The organism is Streptomyces sp. NPDC002817, assembly GCF_053592055.1.
Genome location: NZ_JBSFUY010000029.1, coordinates 100,337 through 122,466, shown reverse-complemented (window position 1 = coordinate 122,466; position 22,130 = coordinate 100,337). Strand labels below are relative to the sequence as shown.

Genomic DNA, 22,130 nt, shown 5'->3' with positions numbered 1-22,130 from the left:
AGCTACCTCGCCGGCCTCCACCTCCGTGCCTCGATGATCTGGATCAACGACCTGCTGAAGGCAACTGGCTGATCACAACGTCACACAGGCCCTAGGCCTGTCGGAAGAGTCTTTCGAGGACGACGGCGATGCCGTCGTCCTCGTTCGACAAGGTCACCTCGTCGGCCACCGCCTTGAGTTCGGGGTGGGCGTTGGCCATGGCGACACCGTGGGCCGCCCAGTCGAACATGGGGATGTCGTTGGGCATGTCGCCGAAGGCGATGGTCTGTTCGGGGCCGAGGCCGAGGTGGTCGGCGGCCAGGGCGAGGCCCGTCGCCTTGGTGATGCCGCATGGCTGGAGTTCGACGGTGCCGGGGCCCGACATCGTCACCGTCGCGAGGGAACCGACGACTCCGCGGGCCGTCGCCGCCAACTCGTCGTCGGACAGGGCGGGATGGCGGAGCAGGACCTTGCTGATGGGCTCGCACCACAGGTCGTCGCGGCGGTCGACCCGTACGGCGGGGAGGGTGGGGTGCGGCATCAGATACCCCGGCTCGATGAGCGTGAGACCGTCGACGCCGTCCTGGTCGACGGCGGCGTAGACCTGGCCGACCTCGGCCTCGATCTTGCCGAGCGCGGTCTCGGCCAACTCCCGGTCCAGGGTCACCGACCACAGCAGACGGTCCGCGCCGGCGTCGTACACCTGCGCGCCCTGCCCGCACACCGCGAGCCCCGTGCTGCCGAGGTCGTCGAGGAGCGGCCGCACTCTCGGGGCCGGCCGGCCGGTCACCACCAGATGCCGGGCCCCGGCCTCCGCCACCCGCGCGAGTGCGGCGAGCGAACGGTCGGAGAGCGTGTCGTCGCCCCGGAGCAGGGTTCCGTCCAGGTCAGTGGCGACGAGTGAATATGCGGTGGGTGCGGCCATGATCAGAGAATACGGATGGAAACCCCCATCGACTCGACGCGAACCGGACGGCTGCACCCTTCACATCCGTTGACGTCGGCTCCGGTTCGACGCTCAAGTGGAATCTCGCACCACCAGTTCCGTCCGAGCGTCCCGTACTCAGCCTGCGGGCATGGCGGTTGACGACGTACCCGGTGGTCCGCGGCGCCCGTTCGCGTGGGCCGTCAGGATTTGATCGAGCCGCTCAGCAGGTCCAGCGACCAGAAGCGCTGGATCACCAGGAAGAGCGCGATCAGCGGGAGGACCGCCAGCAGACAGCCGGTGATGACCAGGGTGTAGAGGGCGGGCTGCGAGGCGCCCTGGGCGAGGAGCGTGTAGAGGCCGAGGGTGATCGGGAACTTCTCGTCGTCGGCCAACATGACGTACGGCAGCAGGAAGTTGTTCCAGATGCCGACGAACTGGAAGAGGAACACCGTGATCAGGCCCGGGATCATCATCGGCACCGCGACCCGGGAGAAGATCCGCCACTCGCTCGCCCCGTCCATGCGGGCCGCCTCCATCAGCTCGGCGGGCACCGACGCGGCCGCGTAGATACGGACCAGATAGACGCCGTACGGGGAGAGGATCGACGGCAGCAGCATCGACCAGTACGAGTCGGCGAGGCCCAGTTCGGAGAGCAGCAGGTACTGCGGTACGGCGAGGACGATGCCCGGGACCAGGACGCCGGCCAGGATCATCTTGAAGATCGCCTCCCGGCCGCGGAAGGCGAACCGGCCGAGCGCGTAGCCGCCGGCGGCGGAGACCGCGGCGGAGAGCAGGGCGCCGAGGCCCGCGTAGAAGGCGGAGTTGAGCATCCAGCGCCAGTAGATTCCGTCGCGGTAGGTGGTGAGCTCGCTGATGTTGTCGAGGAAGCCGGTGCCGGGGGCGAAGGTGAAGGTGGAGAAGAGTTCGGCGCGGTTCTTCGTCGCCGCGACGACCACCCAGGCGATCGGGACCAGGCAGTAGAGGGCGCCGAGGATCAGTACCAGGGTGGGGACCCAGGCGGTACGCCGGATGCGCGCCACGGGAGTTGTCATCGCTGGTCCTCCCTGGTGTAGCGGTCGGCGACGCGCAACAGCGCGAAGGAGACGACGAACGTCGCCAGGGCCAGCACGACCGCGGTGGCGGAGGCGCCGTAGATGTCGGACTGGCGGAAGGCGCTGTCGTAGATGGCCATCAACGGGCTCCAGTCGGTGGGCAGTCCGTTGGTCAGGGGCCGTAGGGCCATGGGCTCGGTGAAGACCTGGAGGGTGGCGATCACCGAGAAGAAGAAGGTCAGGACCAGCGAGGGCATGACGATCGGGATCTTCAGGCGCAGGGCGATCTTGAGGTTGGACGCGCCGTCGATACGGGCGGCCTCGTAGATCTCCTGCGGGATCGCCCTGAGCGCGGTGTAGATGACGATCATGTTGAAGCCCGTGCCGCCCCAGACCGCGATGTTGGCGAAGGAGAGGTAGAGGTTGCCGCCGTCGAAGAGGTCGGGCTGGGGCAGGTCGAACTTGCGGAGCAGGTAGTAGAAGGGGCTGACGTCCGGGAGGTAGAGGAAGCCCCACATCAGGGCCGCGATGATGCCGGGGACGGCGTACGGCAGGAAGATCATCAAGCGGGCGAAGGGGGCACTGCGGGCCTTCGGGGTGTCCAGCATCAACGCGAAGACCAACGCCAGCCCCAGCATGGTCGGTATGACGATGAGGCCGTAGCCGAAGGCGCGCAGCACGCTGTGGCCGAACTCGGAGTTCTCGAACACAGCGGTGTAGTTGGCGATGCCGTTCCAGACCTGTTCGCGGGCGCCCTTACCGAGGCCCATGCCCTTGACCCGGACCTTGTGCAGGCTCAGCCAGATCGCGTAGCCGATGGGGACGACGGTGAAGGCGGCGAACAGCACCAGTGTCGGCATCAGGAACCAGTACGGCGCGCTGCGGCCGCGGCGGCGCGCGGTGCGGCCGGGTCGGGCGGGCTCGCCGGGGCCGGTGCCGTCCGCCAAGGGCCCGACCGGGGTGCGGTCGGAGCCCTTGAGCGGGGCGCTGGTCATGCCTCGGCCACCTTGAAGCCCTGCTTCTTCATGTCGTCGAAGGTCTTCGACTGCATGGTGGTCAGGGCGGTCAGGAACCGGTCCTCCTTCTTCGCCTTGGTGGCCTTGCCGAAGGCGTCGTTGAAGGTGGTGTAGGCGATCGTGACGTTGGGGCCCCAGGCGGAGGCGGCCGTGGCGGCGGCGATCTCGGCGGCGGTGTCGTAGAAGTCGGGCTGGTTGGGGAAGAACTCGGGGGTCGTCAGGATCGACCCGGACTGGCCCTTGGTGGCGGCCGGGTAGATCGCGACCTCCTTGACCAGGGCGGCCAGCGCCTCCGGGTCGGTGTTGATCCAGCGCGCGAACTTCGCCGCGGCCTCGGCGTGCTTGGAGTCGGTGGAGACGGCCGTGGAGGAACCGCCCCAGCTGCCGGTGACGTTGTCGCCCGTCTTCCACTGCGGCAGCGGGGCCATCCGCCACTTGCCCTTGGTGTCGGGGGCGGAGGAGACCAGCACGCCGGGTGCCCACACGGCGGAGACCCAGCCGATGTGGGTGCCCTTGTTGAGGGCGTTGTTCCAGGCCGGGGTGTACATCGGCTGGTTGTCGATGACGCCCTCCTGGACCAGGCCGCCCCAGAACTCGGTGACCTGCCGGGTGGCGGCGTCGTCGATGCCCACGGTCCACCGGCCGCCGCCGTCGACGGTCCACCACTTGGCGCCGGCCTGCTGGGCCAACCCGGCGAACAGACCGGGGTCGTTGGAGGAGAAGGTGGTCAGGTAGGCGTCGGGGAGAGCCTTCCTGGCGGCTCGGGCCGTCTCCGCGAACTCCGTCCACGTCTTCGGGACGCTGAGTCCGTGCTGCTTGAAGAGGTCCTCGCGGTAGTAGAACATCAGCGGCCCGGAGTCCTGCGGGATCGCGTAGACCGCGTCGGTGCCGAGCGTGACCATGCCCCAAAGTCCCTCGGTGAACTCGGACTTGGCGTCACCGGCGTACTCGGCGATGTCGGCGAGCACGTCGTTGGAGACCAGGGTCGGCAGGGACTGGTACTCGGCCTGGATGAGGTCGGGGGCGTTGCCCGCCTTCTTCGCGGTGATCAGCTTGGCGACGATCTCGCCGCCGGCGGCCTGCTTGGAGACGGTGACCGTGATGTTCGGGTTCTTCTTGTTCCAGATCGCGGCGACCTTCTCCATGTTGGGCGCCCAGGACCAGTAGGTCAGCTTGACCGGCTTGCTGTTCTCGGAGTCGTCGTTGCCGGAGTCGTCGTCGGAACCACCGCACGCGGCGAGGCTCCCGGTGAGGCCGAGGGCCGCGGCCCCGGCGAGCATGGTGCGCCTGCTGATCCGGCGGTGCTGAATCGCCATCTTCGTCTCCCCTGACTTCAGAACGAGCCCGCTCCGGGGTGTCCCGCGTGCGTGGCAGCTCCCGTGGGGAATGGCGCTGGGGCTGCCGGTCACGTGGCCGAGGGGCTGTGCGCGAGGGCCGCGCGGCTCTGTGATCGTGCACAGTAGAGAAGCGTTTCAACCCCTTGTCAATGGAGGGGACGTCGGGTTACCTACTTGTTGCTCGCGGATGTCCGGCGCTCTCGATGTTGTGCACGATCACAGATATCGAGGCGTCTCCTTGCCGATCCCCTGGGAGTCCACCCATGCCGTACGACGGTCAGCCGCTCGCTTTCGGGGGTGACTACAACCCTGAGCAGTGGCCGGAGGAGGTGTGGGAGGAGGACGTGCGGCTGATGCGGGAGGCCGGTGTCACGCTCGTCTCGCTCGGCGTCTTCGCCTGGGCGCGGATGGAACCCCGGCGCGGGGACTACGACTTCGCGTGGCTGGACCGGATCATCGGCATGCTCGACTCGGCCGGCATCGGCGTGGCCCTGGCGACCCCGACCGTCGTACCGCCCGCATGGTTCTACCGCGCTCATCCGGAGGCGCTGCCGGTGACGCGGGAGGGGGTGCGGCTGGCGTTCGGGTCACGCGGGGCGATCTGCCACTCGAACCCTCACTATCGGGCGGCCGCGGAGGACATCGCCTCGCGGCTGGGCGAGCGGTACGGCCGTCATCCGGCGGTCGCGCTGTGGCACGTCCACAACGAGTACGGCGCCCCGGTGATGAGCTGTTTCTGCGACACCTGCGCGGTGGCCTTCCGGCACTGGCTGATGGACCGCTACGGCACCCTCGGCGCCCTCAACCAGGCCTGGGGCACGGCCTTCTGGGGCCAGCAGTACGGCGCCTGGGACGAGATCGGGGTGCCCCGGGCCACGCCCACCGTCACCAGCCCCGCCCAGCAACTGGACTTCCGGCGCTTCGCCGACGCCCAGGCACGCGCCAACTTCACCGCCGAGCGGGACATCCTGCACCGTCTCTCCCCCGGCGTCCCGGTCACCACCAACTTCATGGTCGCGCCGAGCCAGTGCTCCTCGGTCGACTACTGGGCCTGGGCCCGCGAGGTCGACCTCGTCACCAACGACCACTATCTGATCACCGACGGCCGCCGCACCCACGTCAACCTCGCCCTCGCCGCCGACCTGACCCGCTCGCTGGCCGGCGGCAACCCGTGGCTGCTCCTCGAACACTCCACCTCGGCCGTCAACTGGCAGCCCCACAACCCGGCCAAGGAGCCCGGTCAGATGGCCCGCAACTCCCTCGCCCATGTGGCGCGCGGCTCCGAGGGCGCGATGTTCTTCCAGTGGCGGCAGTCCCGGTGGGGCGCCGAGAAGTTCCACTCGGCGATGCTCCCGCACGGCGGGACGACGACGCGGGTCTGGCGGGAGGTCGTCGAACTCGGCTCCCGTGTAGGCGAGCTGGCGGATCTGCGCGGCAGCCGCACCCGCGCGGACGTGGCCATGGTCTGGTCGTGGGAGTCCTGGTGGGCGCAGAACCTGGAGTGGCGGCCGAGCGCGGATTTGGACGCGCGGGAGCGGCTGGACGCGTTCTACGAGGCCTTGTACGACCGGCACCTGACGGTGGACTTCTTTCCGCCTCAGGGGGTGGCCGGGCTCGACCCGGCGCGGTATCCGCTGCTCGTCGTGCCCCAGCTGTACTCGGTCCGTGCGGGAATCGCCGCGGACCTCGACCGGTATGTCTCGCGCGGCGGCACCCTGCTCGTCTCGTTCTTCTCCGGCATCGCCGACGAGCACGACGCGGTGCACCCCGGGGCGCATCCCGGCGCGCTGCGGGACGTACTCGGGCTGACCGTCGAGGAGTTCGACCCCCTGCTGCCGGGCGAGCGGATCACCGTACGGACGGTGCGAGGGGAGGCGTACGAGGCCGACCTGTGGTCCGAGTACGTCGTCCCGGGCGAGGGCTGCGAGACGGTCGCCGTCTTCGCCGACGGGCGTACGGCGGGACGGCCGGCGCTCACCCGGCGCGCGCTCGGCGACGGCGTGGCCTGGTACCTGGCGACCCGGCTGACCGGCGAGGGCCTTGCGGCGGTCGTGGACCTGGCCCTCACGGACGCCGGCATCACGCCCGCCGCTCTGCCCCGGGACGTCGAACTCGTCTTACGGGAGGGCGAGTCGGGGACGTACCGCTTCGCCGTCAACCACACCGGCGGCGAGGTGAAGGTCGTCCTGCCGGGCGGCGGTCAGGCCGCCGTGCCGGCCGGCGCGGTCGAGGTGTTCCGCGAGCCGCGCTGATTTCTCGACCACTTCGACTTGATCACTTTGAAAGGAACCGAACATGCGCAGACGCAGTGTTCTCACCGCTGCGGGAGCCGCCGCGCTGGCCGTTCCCGTGCTGGGGGCGGCACCCGCGGCCGCCTCCACGGGCGGTCGTCGTGGGCTGGACATCCGGGCCATGGACATCTCCTCGCTGCCCAAGAACGAGGACCACGGCGCGGTGTACCGCACCGCCGACGGCCGCCGCGAGGACCCGGTCCGTCTCCTCGCCCACGCGGGGATCACCCACGCCCGTCTGAAGGTCTGGGTGAACCCGGTCGACGGCTACAACAACAAGGCCCGCGTTCTGCCGCTCGCCCGCCGGCTGAGACGGGCCGGCATCGGCATCTGGGTCGACTTCCACTACTCCGACACCTGGGCCGACCCGGCGCACCAGACGAAGCCGGCCGCGTGGGCGGACCTGGACATCACGGGTCTGACGCGGGCCGTCTACGACCACACGGCCGACGTGCTCGGCGCCCTGAAGCGGCAGGGCACCCCGGCCGACCTCGTCCAGGTCGGCAACGAGATCAACGGCGGCATGCTCTGGCCCGAGGGCAAGAACTGGGGCAGCGACGGCGGAGGTTGGGGGAACCTGGCCGCCCTGCTGAAGTCCGGTCTGAGCGCCGCCCGCGACACCTCGCCGCGTATCCGCACGATGTTGCACATCGCCTCGGGCGGCGACAACGGCACGTCCCGCTGGTGGTTCGACACCGCGGTGTCCTACGGCCTCGACTTCGACATCATCGCCCAGTCGTACTACCCGTTCTGGCACGGCACCCTGGAGACCGCCGCCGCCAACTTCGCCGATCTCACCGCCCGTTACGGCAAGCCGGTCGTGATCGCCGAGACCGCGTACCCGTTCACGCTGGGCAGTGAGGACGGCATCAACGACATCCTCAACAGCCCCTCGCAGCTGACCCCCGGCTTCCCCGCCACCCCCGAGGGCCAGGCCGCCTGGCTGCGCGCGGTCGCCGACCTCACCGCCGCCGTCCCCGGTGGACAGGGCCTCGGCTACTGCTACTGGGAAGGCGTGTGGACCTACCGCGCGGGCAGCGGCTGGAACCCGCAGGACCCGGGATCGGGCAACGCCTGGGAGAACCTGGCGCTGTTCGACTTCGAGGACAAGGCGCTGCCGGGGCTGCGGACGCTGGGCCGCTACCGGTCGTAACTCCCCTTTGTCCGTGTTCCGTCGGCGGTCGCCGGGCCGCCGACGGACGCTTCAGCACACGCGCGTACGTCGCTCGACTCTCCGACCATCCTCTGGAAGGAAGCACCCGCATGCGCCGTCGTACGATCCTCAAGGCCGCCGCCGTCTCCGCGGCCACCCCCGTGGTCCTGGGCACCACCGTCACCCCGGCCGCCGCCGCGACCACCCTCTCGGTCCGCGGCATCGACATCTCCACCCTGCCCAAGTCCGAGGCCTACGGCGGGGTCTACTACAACTCCGCCGGCACGAGAGTCGACCCGGTCGCCCTCCTCGGCACGGCCGGCATCTCGCACGCCCGCCTCAAGGTGTGGGTGAACCCTGCGGACGGCTACAACAACAAGGCCCGCATCCTGCCGCTGGCCAGGCGTCTGAGCGCGCAGGGCATCAAGCTGATCATCGACTTCCACTACTCGGACACCTGGGCCGACCCCGGCACCCAGACCAAGCCCGCCGCCTGGTCGTCGTACTCCGTCTCTCAGCTCTCCACGGCCGTCTACAACCACACCGCCGACGTCCTCGGCGCCCTGGTCTCCCAGGGCACCCCCGCCGACCTGGTCCAGATCGGCAACGAACTCAACGGCGGCATGCTCTGGCCGGACGGCAACTGGGAGCACCTGGACAACCTGGCGGCCTTCCTGAAGTCCGGCACCAACGCCGCCCGCGCGACGACCCCCGGCGTCCGCACGGTCCTGCACCTGGCCAACGGCGGTACCCAGAGCCTCTACCAGTGGTTCTTCGACAACATGCGCTCGCGGGGCGTGAGCTGGAACGTCATCGGCCTGTCCTTCTACCCGTACTGGCACGGCACGCTCTCGGCGCTCTCCGCCAACCTCGCCTTCGTCACCAACCGCTACGCCACCCCGGCGATCGTCGTCGAGACCGCCTACCCCTGGACCCTCGCCAACAAGGACTCCACCGGCAACATCGTCGGCTCCGGCAGCCAGCTCACCTCCGGATACCCGGCCACGCCCGCCGGCCAGGACGCGTGGATCAGGGCGATCGCCGACACGGTGGCCGCGGCACCCGACAACAGGGGCCTGGGGTACGTGTACTGGGAGGGCCTCTGGACGGCGGTCACCGGCAACGGCTGGGACCCGGCCGACCCGAGCTCCGGCAACGCCTGGGAGAACCAGGCCCTGTTCGACTACAACAGCAGGGCCTTGACCGGGTTCTACACGGTGGGGTCGTACCGGCGTGGGTGAGATGCTCGCGGGGTGACGGATCACCCGGAGACCTTCCTGAACCATCTGCGGACGGCCGCGGTCGGCGTGCTGGAGCGCATACCCGAGCAGCTGAAGCCCGAGATCTACACCCTGGCCTTCAACATCTGGCGCGTCGACTACGACTGCCGGCATCCGTACGTGGACATCGGCTACAACACCGAGAGCCAGTACCGGCTGGAGCGACGACCGGAGGACCCCGGCGAGGCCCGCTGGAACTACGCCTGCTGGATCCTGGAGGGTTTCGAGAAGCTCGGAAACGTCCCCGAGGATCCGGCCGGCGGCCCGGTGTACGAGGCGGAGGTCAAGCAGCTCGGCGCCTGGTTCGACTCCGAGGACGAGGAGGACGAGGGCGAGATCGACGCCAAGTCGGACCTCCTCCGGCTGCACTTCTACGACGCCGTCATCGACCTCGCCCGCCATCTGCACGCCGACGGAGTGATCGAGAAGACCTTCGGCCGTCCGATCCCCGTGGTCGTGTTTGACATGGACTGCCCCGGCTGGGAGCTCCACGCGACCGAGTACGCCAACCCGCCCGAGCTGATCGAGGAGTTCATGGCGTGGCAGCAGGCCCAGCTGCCCGGCTCCTAACCGTGCGCCGCCGCCAGATGCCTCACCAGCCTCGGTGACGCGAACTCCGTACCGCACACGAACCGCATCACCGGCCCGTACGACGAGGCCGCCGGCAGTCCGGTGAAGTAGAGCCCCGGCACCGACGACACGTATCCCGCGCCCAGTTTCGGCGCGCCCCGGCTCACCGCCAGTGCCGTACGGAGTTCATGGCCGAGGAAGTCCATCGCGGCGAGGTCGACGCGGTAGCCGGTAGCGGCGATGACGTGGTCGGCCGGCAGACGTTCCGTGCCTCCGGTGGAGGTGAGGACCGTCAGCGTGGGATGGCCGTCGGCCGCGTCGGCGCTCAGGACGCGACGGACCTCGCTGACCCTCACCCGGCCCTGGAAGCGGTCGCGCAGCCACCATGCGCCGAGCGGGCCGAGGACGCGGCGGACCAGGTAGTGGCGGGCCTGGGCCGGGAGGTGGCGGTAGGGGTGGGGGTAGTAGGTGAGCGCCCACAGGGACCAGGCGCGGCCGAAGGGCGACTCCGGGCGGAGCCGGGGCTGGTGCCACGGGGGCTCGCCGAAGGCGACCCGGCCCCGGGAGACGACCCTGACCCGGGCGCCCGCCTCCGCCGCGAGGGCCGCCGTCTCCAGCGCGGACTGGCCGGCGCCGACGACGAGCAGCTCCTTGCCGGCGTAACGGCTCAGGTCGTGGTGCTGGGAGCTGTGGGAGACCGGGCCCGTGGGGGCCGGTCCGTCACCCGTGGTCAGCTCGGGCGGCAGATGGGCCAGCCCCGCGAGTCCGGTGGCCACGACGACCGCGCGGGCGGTGAACGCCTCTCCCGAGTCCAGCTTGAGTTCGAAGCCCCGGGAGCCCCGGTCCACCGACACGACCCGCACCCGCTCCAGCTCGGGCACCAGCTTCTGCTGGAACCACTCGCCGTACCCGATGAAGGTCTCCACCGGGACGATGTCCTCGTCGGTCACCAGCCGCGGTATGCCCGCCGCGTCGCAGTAGTCGACGAGGGTGTGGCCCCGCTGGGGCGCGTCGAGGTCGGAGGCCGCCGGGGTCGACTTGAGGAGCATGCCGGCGGGCATGTGGTCGCGCCAGCTGACCATGGGCTCGCCGAAGACCCGGACGGGGATGCCGCGGGCCCTGAGATGGGCGGCGGTGGACAGGCCGTAGGGCCCGGCACCGATGACTGCTACCGGTCGGATCACGAAGTCCCTCCCCAGGAACGTCTCCACTTCGTGGAGCCATCTGCTACTTCGAGGCGCCGCGGCGGTTGGTCCGCCACAGCTGGTACAGATGCTTCGCACCCGGCCGCGCGAAGCGCGCGAGCATCGTGAGGAACGGCAGCGGGTCGTCACCCGCGAGCCAGGCCAGCTCGGTCCCGCTCGCCCGGTCCGGGGCGTGCGGCGTCGTGTAGCCGCTGCGCCGGTAGGCGAGCAGTGCGGGCAGGTCGATGTTCTCCACGATGTACCGGTGGCCCGCCCGCTGTTCCCCCTCCGGGACGCGGCGGCCGGTCAGGTCCAGGTGCAGGGCGCGGACGACGTCCACCCCCGACTCGTTCTCGAAGAGCCGGAACTGGGCACCCATGCGCGGGTTGAAGTCGAGGAGTTTGTACAGCCCGTCGCGCCGGTCGAAGCGCAGGTCGAGGTCGATGATGCCGGTGAAGCCGATCTCTTTGATGAATCGAGCGGCGAGGTCCGCGAGTTCCGGATTGTCGACGACGTACGCGTTCGCGGTCATCCCCGCGTGCGGCGGCCAGGAACGGACCTTGACCCCGGTGAACATCGCCAGCGGCGTGGAGTCCGCGTCGAAGTAGGCGTGCACGATCCAGTCCTCCGCCTGCTCCCTGGGCAGATACTCCTGGAGGATCACCCCGGGCCGCTCGCCCCAGTCGCGGGCGAGGGTGAGCAGGCGCTCGCGGGTGGCGACCCGGGTCGTGCCGTTCACGGCCGGCCGGGTGCGGCGCACGAACGCCTCGCGGTTCTTGGCCACCACCGGGAAGAGCGCCTTGTCGGCGAAGGCGACGATGTCGTCGTAGGACCGCGGGAAGGCCGCCGTCGGGCTGGGGATGCCGTGTTCCACGCAGAGTTCGTGCAGCCCCTGTTTGCTGGCGAGGCGGCGCGGCAGGCCGCGTTCGACGCGCGGGACGAGGAAGCGGGCGCCGAGTTCGTCGCGGTGCTCGGCGATGAGCACCGCGGCCTCCTCGTCCGTGGGGACGAGGACCGTCGGGCGGCCGATGGCGCGGCCGATCCGCAGCAGCCCCTCGACGAGCCGCCCGGGCTCCTCCGTCCCGGTCGTCGGCCAGACGAAGGCCTTCCTCAGATAGCGGGAGGCGGCCGCGGGCGTGCAACGGTCCTCCGTGATCGCGTACATCGGGACGCCGAGGCGGCCCAGACTGCGGATCGCGCCGACCCCGCCGTGGTGCAGCGGATAGTCGCCGAACTTCACGATCAGGCCCGGCACCTCACGGTCGGCCTCAAACGGCACACGTATGTCTGCGCTCCTGGCCACGGGTCCCCCCAGGTGTCCCGTCCACGGACCGGCCCCACCCCGCCCGTTGTCCCCAAAGGACGCTAAGCCGGAATTGAAGCCTCCAACGACCCCTTACCAGAACATTGCGGACTCTTTAGACCCTCCCAAGACAAGCGACTCGGCCGTAACGTGTGGCGCGACCACATGGCACACGCAGCGATTGAGAGCGAGGCAGTACCCCATGCCCCCCTTCGATCTCCCCGAGGGCGACCCCTTCGGCCCGCACAACCTTCCGTACGGCGTCTTTTCCGTGGGAGAGTCGGCCGACCGAACCGTCGGCGTCCGGCTCGGCGACCACGTACTCGACGCCGGCGCGGCGGCCCACGCACTGGGTTCGCCGTACGCCACCCTGCTCGCCCGGCCGTCCCTGAACCCGCTGCTGGCGGCGGGCCGCACCGCGTGGTCGGACGTACGGCGGGCCCTGACGGCATGGGTGACGGTGCCCTCGCACCAGTCGGCCGTCCAGGAGTTCCTGCACCCGCTCTCGTCGGTGACCCTGCATCTGCCCTTCGAGGTCGCGGACTACGTCGACTTCTACGCCTCCGAGAACCACGCCCGCAACGTCGGCCACATCTTCCGACCCGACGCCGCGGACTCCCTGACCCCGAACTGGAAACACCTGCCGATCGGTTACCACGGCCGCTCGGGCACGGTCGTGGTGTCGGGGACGGATGTCGTACGACCGTCCGGCCAGCGCAAGGCCCCCTCGGACACGGCCCCCGTCTTCGGCCCCTCGGTCCGCCTGGACATCGAGGCGGAGGTCGGCTTCGTCGTCGGCGTGCCCTCGGCCATGGGCTCGCCGGTGGCGCTGGGCGACTTCCGGGAGCACGTCTTCGGGCTGTGCCTCCTCAACGACTGGTCCGCACGCGACATCCAGGCCTGGGAGTACGTCCCCCTCGGCCCGTTCCTCGGCAAGTCCTTCGCCACGTCGGTGTCGGCGTGGATCACCCCGCTGGACGCGCTGGAGGAGGCACGGGTGGCGCCACCGGAGCGCACACACGAACTGCTGCCGTACCTCGACGACTCGGCCTCCGGTGACGGCCCGGGCGGCTACGACCTCCGTATCTCCGTGTCGATCAACGGGCACCTGGTCTCCGAGCCCCCCTTCTCCACCATGTACTGGACCGCCGCCCAGCAACTGGCCCACATGACGGTGAACGGCGCCTCCCTGCGGACCGGTGACCTCTACGGCTCCGGAACCGTCAGCGGACCCTCCGAGCACGAACGCGGATCCCTGCTGGAACTGACCTGGAACGGCCGCGACGCCCTCGAACTCCCCGACGGCAAACGGACCTTCCTGGAGGACGGCGACGTGGTGACACTGTCGGCCTGGGCACCCGGGCCGGACGGGGTACGGGTGGGACTGGGTGAGGTGGTGGGACAGGTGGTGTCGCGGTGACGTGGTCGACGGTGAGTTGAAGTACGGGCCGGGGGTCGTCCCGAGGTCTGCCGTGCACCGCCCGCCGCCGTCATACTGGCGGCGGGCGACACAGCGGACGAACGCGTCGGCCCACCCCTAGCCACCTCCTCCACCGACCGGATCCGGAGCCCGTGGGATGACGTTCTGCCTGCTCCTGCTCAGCGCCGTCGCGCTGGCCGCCGCCGTGCCGGCCCCCCGTGCGCTGACCCGGGCCGCCTGGCCCGAACGGGAACCCGTGGTGGGGCTCTGGGTGTGGCAATGCCTGGTCGCCACCGTCCTGATGTGCTGTCTGACGGCCCTGGTGCTCGGCGCCGCCGCCGTCTTCCACACGGTCCGCGACCATGTCTTCGCCCCCGCGCCACCGGCGGTGACCGCGGCCTACGACCTGTCCGCCGCCCCCGTCTGGGCGGCCCTGCTGACCCTCCTGCTGGCCTGCGGAGCCGCCTGGACGACCGCGATGCTGGCCCGCGAGCTCGTGGAGGCGCGCCGCCACCGCGGCCTGACCAGGGCGCATCTGCGCGAACGCGCCCCCGAACTGCCCGGCGGCCTGGAGAAGGCCGCGCGCGGCCCCCTGCTGGTGCTGGAGGACGAATACCCCGACGCCTGGTGGATGCCGGGCAGCCCGCCCCAGCTCGTGGTGACGACCGGCGCCCTGCACCGCCTGACCGACCACCAGCTGGACGCCGTCCTCACCCATGAGCGCGACCACGCCCGCTCCCACCACGACTGGCTGCTCCACCTCTCGACCGCCCTCGCCACCGGCTTCCCCCGGGTGCCCCTGTTCGCCCACTTCTGCGACGAGACCCACCGCCTGGTCGAACTGGCCGCCGACGACACGGCCTCCCGCCGCTGCGGCCACCTGACCACCGCCCTGGCCCTGATCGAGCTGAACCAGCACCGGGGCGTCCTGTCCTGCTCCTCCAGCCACCGCCTGCTGGGCGAGCGGGTCGACCGGCTGCTGGAGCCCCAGCCACGCCTGCTGCGCAGACACCGGGCACTGACGGCGACAGTGGCGGCCCTGGTCCCCCTGCTGCCCCTGCTGATCGCCTTCGGACCGGGGCTGACAGCACTGGCCTAACCTGGCAGATCTTGCTCAACGACAGCCGTTTACGCAGGTCAGCCGGGTGCCTGACACCCCGGCAGGTGGCGCAACACTGCCGCAACACCCCTTTTCCTACCTCCTCGCTATGGTTCATGCCATGCCTCCCTCCGACCGCATCCGCGAGCACGCCGGCCAGGGCGCGACCACCGTCGCCGCCCACCGTGCGCGCCGCCGGCTGCGCGCGGACCAGGCCCGGCAACTCGCCGACCTCCTGCGCCACCAGATCCTCACCGGCGGCTTCGCGGACGACACCTTCCCCCACGAGTCGACCCTGGCCACCGACTACCGGGCCTCACGCAACACGGTCCGCCTGGCCCTGGACCTGCTGCGCGCCGAAGGTCTCGTCGACCGCCTGCCCGGAGTGGGCACCGTGGTCGTCGCCCAGAAGTACCCCCACGGCCTGGACCGTCTGATGGGCCTCGCGGAAACCCTCCACGAACACGGCACCGTCACCAACGAGGTCCGCACCATGGGCCCCGCCCCCGCACCCGCCCCGGTGGCCGAACGCCTCCAGGTCACACCCGGCACCGACGTCCTCTACATCGAACGCCTGCGCCGCCTGAACGGCCTTCCCCTCTCTCTGGACCTCACCTACATCCCACTCGACATCGGCACCGCCCTGCTCGGCGCCGACCTGGAGAACACCGACGTCTTCCGCCTCCTGGAGACGATCACCGGCCAGCATCTCGGCCACGCCGAGATCACCCTGGAGGCGGTGAACGCGGACACCCACTCCGCCGCCGTCCTGGAGGCCCCACGCGGCGCGGCCGTCCTCATGCTGGAACGCCTCACCCACCTCGCCGACGGCCGCCCGGTCGACCTGGAGTTCATCCGCTTCCGCGGCGACCGCATCACCATGAGCGGCCTGCTGCACCGCTCCCTCTGACCACCCCCTCCCACCTCTTCATCGTTCGGCAGATCCCGCCCGGTTCACCGCCGCGCAGGAAATCTCAGGACATCTCTGGAGACAGCCATGCCCTTGGCGCCCCAGCGGGCCGACGTGCCCGTGACCATCGACGAGTCGAAGTGCATCGACGGCTGCACGCTCTGCGTGGACATGTGCCCGCTGGACTCCCTCGCCATCGACGACAGCAGCGGCAAGGCCTACATGCACGTCGACGAATGCTGGTACTGCGGCCCCTGCGCGGCCCGCTGTCCCACCGGAGCCGTCACGGTCAACATGCCCTATCTGCTCCGGTGAGAGGTCCCGAACTCCCATGAAACACAAGACAGTTGCCGCTTCAGCAGTGTTGTTGCTCGCGCCCCTGACGGCCTGCGGCGGCAGCGCCCGGGCCGGCGACGGCTCCACGGTGACCGTCACCGTCGGCTACCAGTCCAAGACCATCAACACCGTCACCGCCGGCACCCTGCTGCGCTCCCTCGGCTACTTCGAGAAGCAGCTGAACTCGCTGGGCGACGGCAAGACGTACAAGGTCGACTGGCAGGACTACGCCACCGGCGCCCCCATCACTGCCCAGATGACCGCCGGGAAGATCGACATCGGCTCGATGGGCGACTTCCCGCTCCTCATCAACGCGGCCCGCGGCAAGCAGCTCGGCAAGCCGACCCACCTGGTCTCCGTCACCGGCTACAACCTCCGCGGCGGCCTCAACACCATCGTCACCGCCCCGGACTCGAAACTGGCCTCCCTCGCGGACCTCAAGGGCAAGAAGGTGTCGACCAGCATCGGCTCCGCCGCCGACGGCACCCTCGTCCGCGCCCTGCAGCGCGCCGGCATCGACCCCGACAAGGGCATCGAGAAGCTCAACCAGCAGCCCGCGGTGGGCGCCTCCGCCCTCTCCGCCGGCAGCGCGGACGCGCTCTCCCAGTTCGTCGCCTGGCCCGGCCTGCTCGCCTACCAGGGCAAGGCGAAGGCCCTCTACGACGGGGCCCAGCTGAACCTCCCCACCTTCCACGGCGTCACCGCCCGCGAGGACTTCGCCAAGGAGCGCCCGGCCGTCCTGGAGGCCTTCCTCAAGGCCCAGGCCGAGGCCACGGACTACCTCGACGAGCACCCCGTGCCCGCCGCGGAGAAGGTCGCCGAGGCCACCAGCCTGCCCGCCGAGGTCGTCTACCTCTACAACGGCGCCCACGGCATCTCCACCTTCGACCCGGCGATCAAGCCCCAGCTGATCTCCGCCCTGAAGCAGGACGTCTCGGTCCTGAAATCGGCCAAGCTGACCGGCGACGTGGACGTGGACGCCTTCGTCGACGACCAGTACGTGAAGAAGGCCCTGGGCACCGACTACGCGAAGCGGCTCGCCACCACTCCCCCGGCGTCCGCGAGCGAGGTCTGGCCCAAGGGCGCCGCCGAGACCCGCGCCTTCAAGACCCCGGCCGAACTGCTGGCCTACGTCGCCGAGCACAGGTCCGGCATCCGCGCCGCGTACGTCCCCGACGCCACCACCGGCACCCTGTGGTTCGCCGACAAGGCCATCTGGGTGGCCGACGGCAAGGAGCTGCTGCCCTTCGTCACCCCGGCGACCGCGCAGGCGTACGTCGCCGAACACGGTGGCGCCCACGTCGTCCCGTACGCCGCCGCACTGGAGCAGGCGTCGTGAGCCGGTACGCACGGCGGGCGCCCCGGTATCCACGCCGGGCCGGCCGCCTCGCCCTGCGGGCCGGCTCGCTCGCGATCGCCCTCGGCGTGTGGCAGCTGCTGACCAGCCTCGACATCGACCTGTGGCTGCGCTTCTCGCAGTTCCCCACGGTCACCGACGTCGCCCGTACCTTCGCCGACCGGCTGTCCGGCCCCGACTACTGGACCGACCTCACCGACAGCCTCACCCGCATCCTGAGCGGCTTCCTGCTCGCCGCGGTGCTCGGTGTGGCGACGGGCGTGCTCGTGGCGCGCTCCCGCCTCGCCGAGGACCTGCTCGGACCGGTCCTCGAAGTGATCCGCCCGATCCCGGCGATCGCCCTGGTCCCCGTCGCCATCCTCCTGTTCCCCTCCAACGAACAGGGCATCGTCTTCATCACCTTCACCGCCGCGTTCTTCCCGGTCCTCGTCTCCACCCGGCACGCCGTCCGCGCGCTCACCCCCGCCTGGGAGGAGGCGGTGCTGACGATGGGCGGCGGACGGTCACGGATCCTCGCCTCGGTCGTCCTGCCGGGCGCGCTGCCCGGCATCTTCGGCGGACTGTCGGTCGGCATCGGCGTCTCGTGGATCTGCGTGATCTCCGCCGAGATGATCTCCGGCCAGTACGGCGTCGGCTACCGCACCTGGCAGGACTACACCGTCGTCGACTACCCCGGCGTCTTCGTCGGCATGGTCACGATCGGCATCCTCGGCTGGCTCACCTCCACGGCGGTCGAGGCACTGGGCCGCCGACTGACGCGGTGGCTGCCACGGACGTCGTACGACGTGGGGGCCGGCCCTCGACCGCGGACCTCGCGGTCCGCAGGGGCGGTGCCGCCGACTCGCGTGGGCAAGGGGGCGGGTGCCATCGGGGCCGCGGACGAGGAAGCCGTGCACGACAGGCCCAAGGACAAGGGGTCCGACTCCAGGACCGAGGAGGCACGTGATGAGCACCTCGTCTGAGACGACCGGCACGACGGGCGGCACGGCCGGGGTGTCGGGGACAGTCGACGCGATCGGTGAGGGACCGGAGGCGGTCGGCGCGGCCTCGGAGGCGTCCAGCGCAAGCGGCGCGGCGGGCGCGGCCTCGGAGACTTCCGGTTCCGGGATCGCTGTCACGACCGGCACGGCATCGGAGGCTTCCGCGGCAACCGTCCCAACTGGTGCGACCTCAAAGGATTCCGGGCCGACCGGCGTCACCCGCGCCGTCGCGCAGGCGTCCGGTGCCGGAGCGGGCGCCGCCCCGGACCGGCACGCCTCCGGTGCCGAGGCTCCGGCCGCCACCCCCGTCCGCGGCACCCGTCTCACCCTCACCGGCGCCGGTCTCGGACGTCCCGGCGCCCCCGCCGTGTCCGGTGTCGACCTGGACATCGCGCCCGGCGAGATCCTGACCGTCGTCGGCTCCTCCGGCTGCGGCAAGTCGACGCTGCTGCGCACCCTCGCCGGGCTGCTGCCCCCGCTCGACGGAACCGTGGAGCAGGACGGCCACCCGATCACCGCCCCGGCCGCGGACCGCGCCCTGGTCTTCCAGGAGGACGCCCTCCTGCCCTGGCGCACCCTGCGGGCCAACGTCGAACTCCCCCTCGCCATCAAGGGGGTGCCCCGCACCGAACGCCGTGCCCAGGCCGAGTCCTGGCTGGACCGCGTAGGACTCGCCGACCGGGCCCGGCACCTGCCGCACCGGGTCTCCGGCGGGCAACGCCAACGCGCCCAGCTGGCCCGGGCCCTCGCGGGAGCGCCCCGCGCCGTACTGATGGACGAACCCTTCGGCGCGCTCGACGCCCAGACCCGCGCCGGCATGCAGGACCTGCTCGTAGAGGTGCTGCGGGGCACGGGCGCGACCGTCGTCTTCGTCACCCACGACGTGGACGAGGCCCTGTTCCTCGGCGACCGCGTGGCCCTCCTCGGCGCCGGCCGCCTCACCGCCGTACGCGAAATACCCCGCCCGCGTGACCGCACGGCACACGAAGAACCCGCGCGCCTGACCCTGCGGCGCGAAGTCCTCACCTCGCTCGGTACCTGAAAGGCCCCCTGGTGACCGCCTCCGTGAACACTCCCCTGGAGATCCCCGCACTCACCGACGCCGAGGAGCTGAGCTGCGACGTCCTCGTCATCGGCGGCGGCACCGCCGGCACCATGGCCGCCCTGACCGCCGCCGAGCACGGCGCCGACGTGATCCTCCTGGAGAAGGCCCACGTCCGGCATTCCGGCGCCCTCGCCATGGGCATGGACGGCGTCAACAACGCGGTCGTCCCCGGCCGCGCCGAGCCCGACGACTACGTCGCCGAGATCACCCGCGCCAACGACGGCATCGTCGACCAGTCCACCGTCCGCCAGACCGCCACCCGCGGCTTCGCCATGGTGCAGCGACTGGAGTCCTACGGTGTGAAGTTCGAGAAGGACGAGCACGGCGAGTACGCGGTCCGCCAGGTCCACCGCTCCGGCTCCTACGTGCTGCCCATGCCGGAGGGCAAGGACGTCAAGAAGGTCCTGTACCGCCAGCTGCGCCGGCGCGAGATGCGGGAGCGGATCCGCATCGAGAACCGGGTGATGCCGGTCCGGGTGCTCACCGCTCCCGAGGACGGGCGGGCCGTGGGCGCGGTCGGCTTCAACACCCGCACCGGCGCCTTCGTGACGGTTCGCGCGGGCGCCGTCATCCTCGCCACCGGCCCCTGCGGCCGCCTGGGCCTCCCGGCATCCGGCTACCTGTACGGCACGTACGAGAACCCGACCAACGCGGGCGACGGCTACGCGATGGCGTACCACGCGGGCGCCGAGCTCACCGGCATCGAGTGCTTCCAGATCAACCCGCTGATCAAGGACTACAACGGCCCCGCCTGCGCCTACGTCGCCAACCCCTTCGGCGGCTACCAGGTCAACCGGCACGGCGAACGCTTCGTCGACTCCGACTACTGGTCGGGCCAGATGATGGCGGAGTTCGCGGCGGAGGTGGCCTCGGACCGAGGACCGGTCTACCTGAAGCTGAGCCATCTGCCCGAGGAGTCGATCTCGTCCCTCGAGTCGATCCTGCACTCGACGGAACGGCCCACCCGGGGGACTTTCCACGAAGGCCGGGGCCACGACTACCGCACCCACGACATCGAGATGCACATCTCCGAGATCGGCCTGTGCGGCGGTCATTCGGCCTCGGGAGTACGGGTGGACGACCACGCCCGTACGACCGTCCCCCGCCTGTACGCCGCCGGCGACCTCGCCTGCGTCCCCCACAACTACATGATCGGCGCCTTCGTCTTCGGCGACCTGGCCGGCGCGGACGCCGCCCAGTACCGGCCGTACGAGGGCGAGTTGCCTCCTCACCAACTCCGCGAGGCCCACGAACTGATCTACCGCCCGCTGCGCAACCCGGACGGCCCGCCGCAGCCCCAGGTCGAGTACAAACTGCGCCGCTTCGTGAACGACTACGTCGCCCCGCCGAAGTCCGGCGCCCGTCTCTCGCTCGCCCTGGAGGCCTTCGAGCGGATGCGCACCGACATCGCGGAGATGGGCGCCCGCACCGCGCACGAACTGATGCGCTGCGCCGAGGTCTCGTTCATCCGCGACTGCGCGGAGATGGCCGCACGCGCCTCCCTGGCCCGCACGGAGTCCCGCTGGGGCCTCTACCACGACCGTCTCGACCACCCCCAGCGCGACGACGCCTCCTGGTTCCACCACCTCGACCTGTACAAGTCCCCCTCCGGCACAATGGAGTTCACGGCCCGCCCCGTGGCTCCCTACCTGGTCCCCGTCGAGGAGTTCACCCCGACGGGCGGCCCCTCCCGGCAGCTGGGCGAGGTGCATCCGGAGGACGTGGCGACGGCCGGTTCCCGAGACCGCGCGCCGATGGCTGCGGGGGTGCCGCAGGGGGCGGGTGGGGCGGAGTCGGTGGGGGCGGCGGAGGAAGTCTCGGGGTCGGTGTCGGTGTCGGGGAGGGGGCCCCTCCCCCTCCCCACCCACCCCACCCCACCCCCGAGACTTCCTCCGCCCGCCTCCTCGAACTCGTCGCCCTCGCCGAGGAGGAGCCCGAACTCGCCGCCCTGCGGACCTACTTGAGCGACCCGGCGCCCGCCGTGCGACGCGAAGCCGTCGCCGTGCTGACGGAGGCGCTGCCGCTGGGAACGGGCCCCGCCCTGGCCGAAGCCCTCCGCGACTCCGCCGCCGAGGTACGCGCCGCCGCCGCGGCCTCACTGCGCGAGCTCGTCGAGACGCTTCCGCCCGAACCCGCCCTCCGTGACGGCCTCGCCGCCGCCCTCGCCGAGCCCGACCCGGTCGTCCGCGCAGCCGCCCTCGACGTCCTGCGCGCCCTGCGGTTGGGCGACACGGAGCTGTTCGCCGGCTCGCTGACGGACCCCGACATCGCCGTCCGCATCGAGGCGGTACGCGCCCTCGTCTCGGTCGACGCCGCGGAGCAACTCGCCCACGCGGCACCGTCCGAGCCGTCCCGCGAGGTCCGGGTCACGATCGCCAAGAGCCTGGCGACGGTGTCGACGGAACATCCGGTCGAGGCCGTTCTCACCGCTCTCGCCGACCTCACCGAGGACACCGACGCCCTGGTACGTGCCGCCGCCTACGCCGCACTGGGCACCACTGGCTGCTCCGAGCCCCTGGCCGCCCGCGCGGTGAACGCCCTCGGCGACCCCGCCTGGCAGGTCCGGTCCGGAGCCGCGACCGCACTGTCCGCGGCCGAACCGGATGTCGCCGTCCCCGCCCTCGCCAAGACCCTCGCCGACCAGAACGCCGACGTCCGCAAGGCGGCGGTCCTGGCCCTGACCCGCCACACGGCCACCGAGGACGCCCGCGCGGCCCTGGCCACGGCGACGACGGACTCGGACGCGGACGTCAGGGCGTACGCGACCCGGGCATTGTGACGGGACCGGCGCCGGAGCCCCTGTCCGTTCCGGCGCCGAAGTCGGCGCCCC

18 protein-coding genes and 1 pseudogene are annotated in these 22,130 nt (G+C 70.9%); 13 read left to right on the top strand and 6 right to left on the bottom strand.

The window, feature by feature from the left end; all coding sequences use genetic code 11:
* Window positions 1–91 precede the first annotated feature (91 nt).
* From ACWD3I_RS37795 to ACWD3I_RS37780, 4 genes are all read right to left on the bottom strand, one after another.
* A complete protein-coding gene (locus ACWD3I_RS37795; RefSeq protein ID WP_365394073.1) occupies window positions 92–904 on the bottom strand; it encodes an HAD family hydrolase in 813 nt (270 codons plus the stop codon).
* A gap of 203 nt (window positions 905–1,107) precedes the next feature.
* Complete coding sequence (locus ACWD3I_RS37790; protein WP_365394072.1) at window positions 1,108–1,959, bottom strand: carbohydrate ABC transporter permease; 852 nt, start codon at window positions 1,957–1,959, stop codon at window positions 1,108–1,110.
* The gene (locus ACWD3I_RS37785; protein WP_365394071.1) at window positions 1,956–2,954 is read right to left on the bottom strand and encodes a carbohydrate ABC transporter permease; all 999 of its coding nucleotides are present in this window, start codon (window positions 2,952–2,954) and stop codon (window positions 1,956–1,958) included. Before ACWD3I_RS37785 ends, ACWD3I_RS37790 begins: the two co-directional genes overlap by 4 nt.
* Window positions 2,951–4,291 (bottom strand): ABC transporter substrate-binding protein, encoded by a 1,341-nt coding sequence (locus ACWD3I_RS37780; protein ID WP_365394070.1) that lies wholly within the window; start codon window positions 4,289–4,291, stop codon window positions 2,951–2,953. Before ACWD3I_RS37780 ends, ACWD3I_RS37785 begins: the two co-directional genes overlap by 4 nt.
* A gap of 284 nt (window positions 4,292–4,575) precedes the next feature.
* Here ACWD3I_RS37780 and ACWD3I_RS37775 point away from each other — a divergent pair, with 284 nt between their 5' ends.
* From ACWD3I_RS37775 to ACWD3I_RS37760, 4 genes are all read left to right on the top strand, one after another.
* Entirely contained in the window at window positions 4,576–6,564 is a 1,989-nt protein-coding gene (locus ACWD3I_RS37775) for a beta-galactosidase (protein WP_365394069.1), read from the top strand.
* Window positions 6,565–6,607: 43 nt separating this feature from the next.
* Entirely contained in the window at window positions 6,608–7,756 is a 1,149-nt protein-coding gene (locus ACWD3I_RS37770) for a glycoside hydrolase family 53 protein (RefSeq protein WP_365394068.1), read from the top strand.
* Between the two features lie 110 nt (window positions 7,757–7,866).
* Window positions 7,867–8,997, top strand: coding sequence for a glycoside hydrolase family 53 protein (locus ACWD3I_RS37765; protein ID WP_365394067.1), 1,131 nt, complete (start codon window positions 7,867–7,869; stop codon window positions 8,995–8,997).
* 12 nt (window positions 8,998–9,009) lie between these two features.
* Entirely contained in the window at window positions 9,010–9,606 is a 597-nt protein-coding gene (locus ACWD3I_RS37760; protein WP_365394066.1) for a hypothetical protein, read from the top strand.
* Here the strand turns inward: ACWD3I_RS37760 and ACWD3I_RS37755 are convergent.
* Both ACWD3I_RS37755 and ACWD3I_RS37750 read right to left on the bottom strand, forming a co-directional pair.
* Window positions 9,603–10,790, bottom strand: coding sequence for an FAD-dependent oxidoreductase (locus tag ACWD3I_RS37755; protein WP_365394065.1), 1,188 nt, complete (start codon window positions 10,788–10,790; stop codon window positions 9,603–9,605). The two genes, ACWD3I_RS37760 and ACWD3I_RS37755, sit on opposite strands and share 4 nt — an antisense overlap.
* A 43-nt stretch (window positions 10,791–10,833) precedes the next feature.
* On the bottom strand, window positions 10,834–12,069 hold the full coding sequence (locus tag ACWD3I_RS37750) for a carboxylate--amine ligase (protein ID WP_365394064.1): 1,236 nt from the start codon (window positions 12,067–12,069) through the stop codon (window positions 10,834–10,836).
* A gap of 226 nt (window positions 12,070–12,295) precedes the next feature.
* On the opposite strand from ACWD3I_RS37750, the gene fahA reads away from it, so the two are divergent.
* The 9 genes and pseudogenes from fahA to ACWD3I_RS37705 form a co-directional block, all read left to right on the top strand.
* Window positions 12,296–13,513, top strand: a complete 1,218-nt coding sequence (gene fahA / locus ACWD3I_RS37745; RefSeq protein ID WP_365394063.1) for a fumarylacetoacetase — start codon at window positions 12,296–12,298, stop codon at window positions 13,511–13,513.
* A gap of 157 nt (window positions 13,514–13,670) precedes the next feature.
* Window positions 13,671–14,612 carry a M56 family metallopeptidase gene (locus ACWD3I_RS37740; RefSeq protein ID WP_365394062.1) on the top strand — a complete coding sequence of 314 codons (942 nt, stop codon included), beginning with the start codon at window positions 13,671–13,673 and terminating at the stop codon, window positions 14,610–14,612.
* A gap of 121 nt (window positions 14,613–14,733) precedes the next feature.
* The gene (locus tag ACWD3I_RS37735) at window positions 14,734–15,522 is read left to right on the top strand and encodes a GntR family transcriptional regulator (protein WP_365394061.1); all 789 of its coding nucleotides are present in this window, start codon (window positions 14,734–14,736) and stop codon (window positions 15,520–15,522) included.
* 87 nt (window positions 15,523–15,609) lie between these two features.
* Window positions 15,610–15,837 (top strand): 4Fe-4S dicluster domain-containing protein, encoded by a 228-nt coding sequence (locus ACWD3I_RS37730; protein WP_016437651.1) that lies wholly within the window; start codon window positions 15,610–15,612, stop codon window positions 15,835–15,837.
* 16 nt (window positions 15,838–15,853) lie between these two features.
* Window positions 15,854–17,197: an ABC transporter substrate-binding protein gene (locus ACWD3I_RS37725; protein WP_365394060.1), complete on the top strand. Its 1,344-nt coding sequence runs from the start codon at window positions 15,854–15,856 to the stop codon at window positions 17,195–17,197.
* The gene (locus ACWD3I_RS37720; RefSeq protein ID WP_365394059.1) at window positions 17,194–18,177 is read left to right on the top strand and encodes an ABC transporter permease; all 984 of its coding nucleotides are present in this window, start codon (window positions 17,194–17,196) and stop codon (window positions 18,175–18,177) included. The genes ACWD3I_RS37725 and ACWD3I_RS37720 overlap by 4 nt, the downstream gene beginning before the upstream one ends.
* 145 nt (window positions 18,178–18,322) lie before the next feature.
* Entirely contained in the window at window positions 18,323–19,237 is a 915-nt protein-coding gene (locus ACWD3I_RS37715) for an ABC transporter ATP-binding protein (protein WP_451084290.1), read from the top strand.
* A gap of 35 nt (window positions 19,238–19,272) precedes the next feature.
* Window positions 19,273–21,264, top strand: a complete 1,992-nt coding sequence (locus ACWD3I_RS37710; RefSeq protein ID WP_451084289.1) for a fumarate reductase/succinate dehydrogenase flavoprotein subunit — start codon at window positions 19,273–19,275, stop codon at window positions 21,262–21,264.
* A pseudogene (locus ACWD3I_RS37705) lies at window positions 21,192–22,079 on the top strand (HEAT repeat domain-containing protein); the annotation flags it as partial. The gene ACWD3I_RS37710 and the pseudogene ACWD3I_RS37705, both read left to right, overlap by 73 nt.
* Window positions 22,080–22,130 lie beyond the last annotated feature (51 nt).

Coding starts and splice junctions, on each gene's coding strand:
- ACWD3I_RS37795 (WP_365394073.1), bottom strand. CDS start 904: ATGGCCGCACCCACCGCATATTCACTCGTCGCCACTGACCTGGACGGA.
- ACWD3I_RS37790 (WP_365394072.1), bottom strand. CDS start 1,959: ATGACAACTCCCGTGGCGCGCATCCGGCGTACCGCCTGGGTCCCCACC.
- ACWD3I_RS37785 (WP_365394071.1), bottom strand. CDS start 2,954: ATGACCAGCGCCCCGCTCAAGGGCTCCGACCGCACCCCGGTCGGGCCC.
- ACWD3I_RS37780 (WP_365394070.1), bottom strand. CDS start 4,291: ATGGCGATTCAGCACCGCCGGATCAGCAGGCGCACCATGCTCGCCGGG.
- ACWD3I_RS37775 (WP_365394069.1), top strand. CDS start 4,576: ATGCCGTACGACGGTCAGCCGCTCGCTTTCGGGGGTGACTACAACCCT.
- ACWD3I_RS37770 (WP_365394068.1), top strand. CDS start 6,608: ATGCGCAGACGCAGTGTTCTCACCGCTGCGGGAGCCGCCGCGCTGGCC.
- ACWD3I_RS37765 (WP_365394067.1), top strand. CDS start 7,867: ATGCGCCGTCGTACGATCCTCAAGGCCGCCGCCGTCTCCGCGGCCACC.
- fahA (WP_365394063.1), top strand. CDS start 12,296: ATGCCCCCCTTCGATCTCCCCGAGGGCGACCCCTTCGGCCCGCACAAC.
- ACWD3I_RS37740 (WP_365394062.1), top strand. CDS start 13,671: ATGACGTTCTGCCTGCTCCTGCTCAGCGCCGTCGCGCTGGCCGCCGCC.
- ACWD3I_RS37735 (WP_365394061.1), top strand. CDS start 14,734: ATGCCTCCCTCCGACCGCATCCGCGAGCACGCCGGCCAGGGCGCGACC.
- ACWD3I_RS37730 (WP_016437651.1), top strand. CDS start 15,610: ATGCCCTTGGCGCCCCAGCGGGCCGACGTGCCCGTGACCATCGACGAG.
- ACWD3I_RS37725 (WP_365394060.1), top strand. CDS start 15,854: ATGAAACACAAGACAGTTGCCGCTTCAGCAGTGTTGTTGCTCGCGCCC.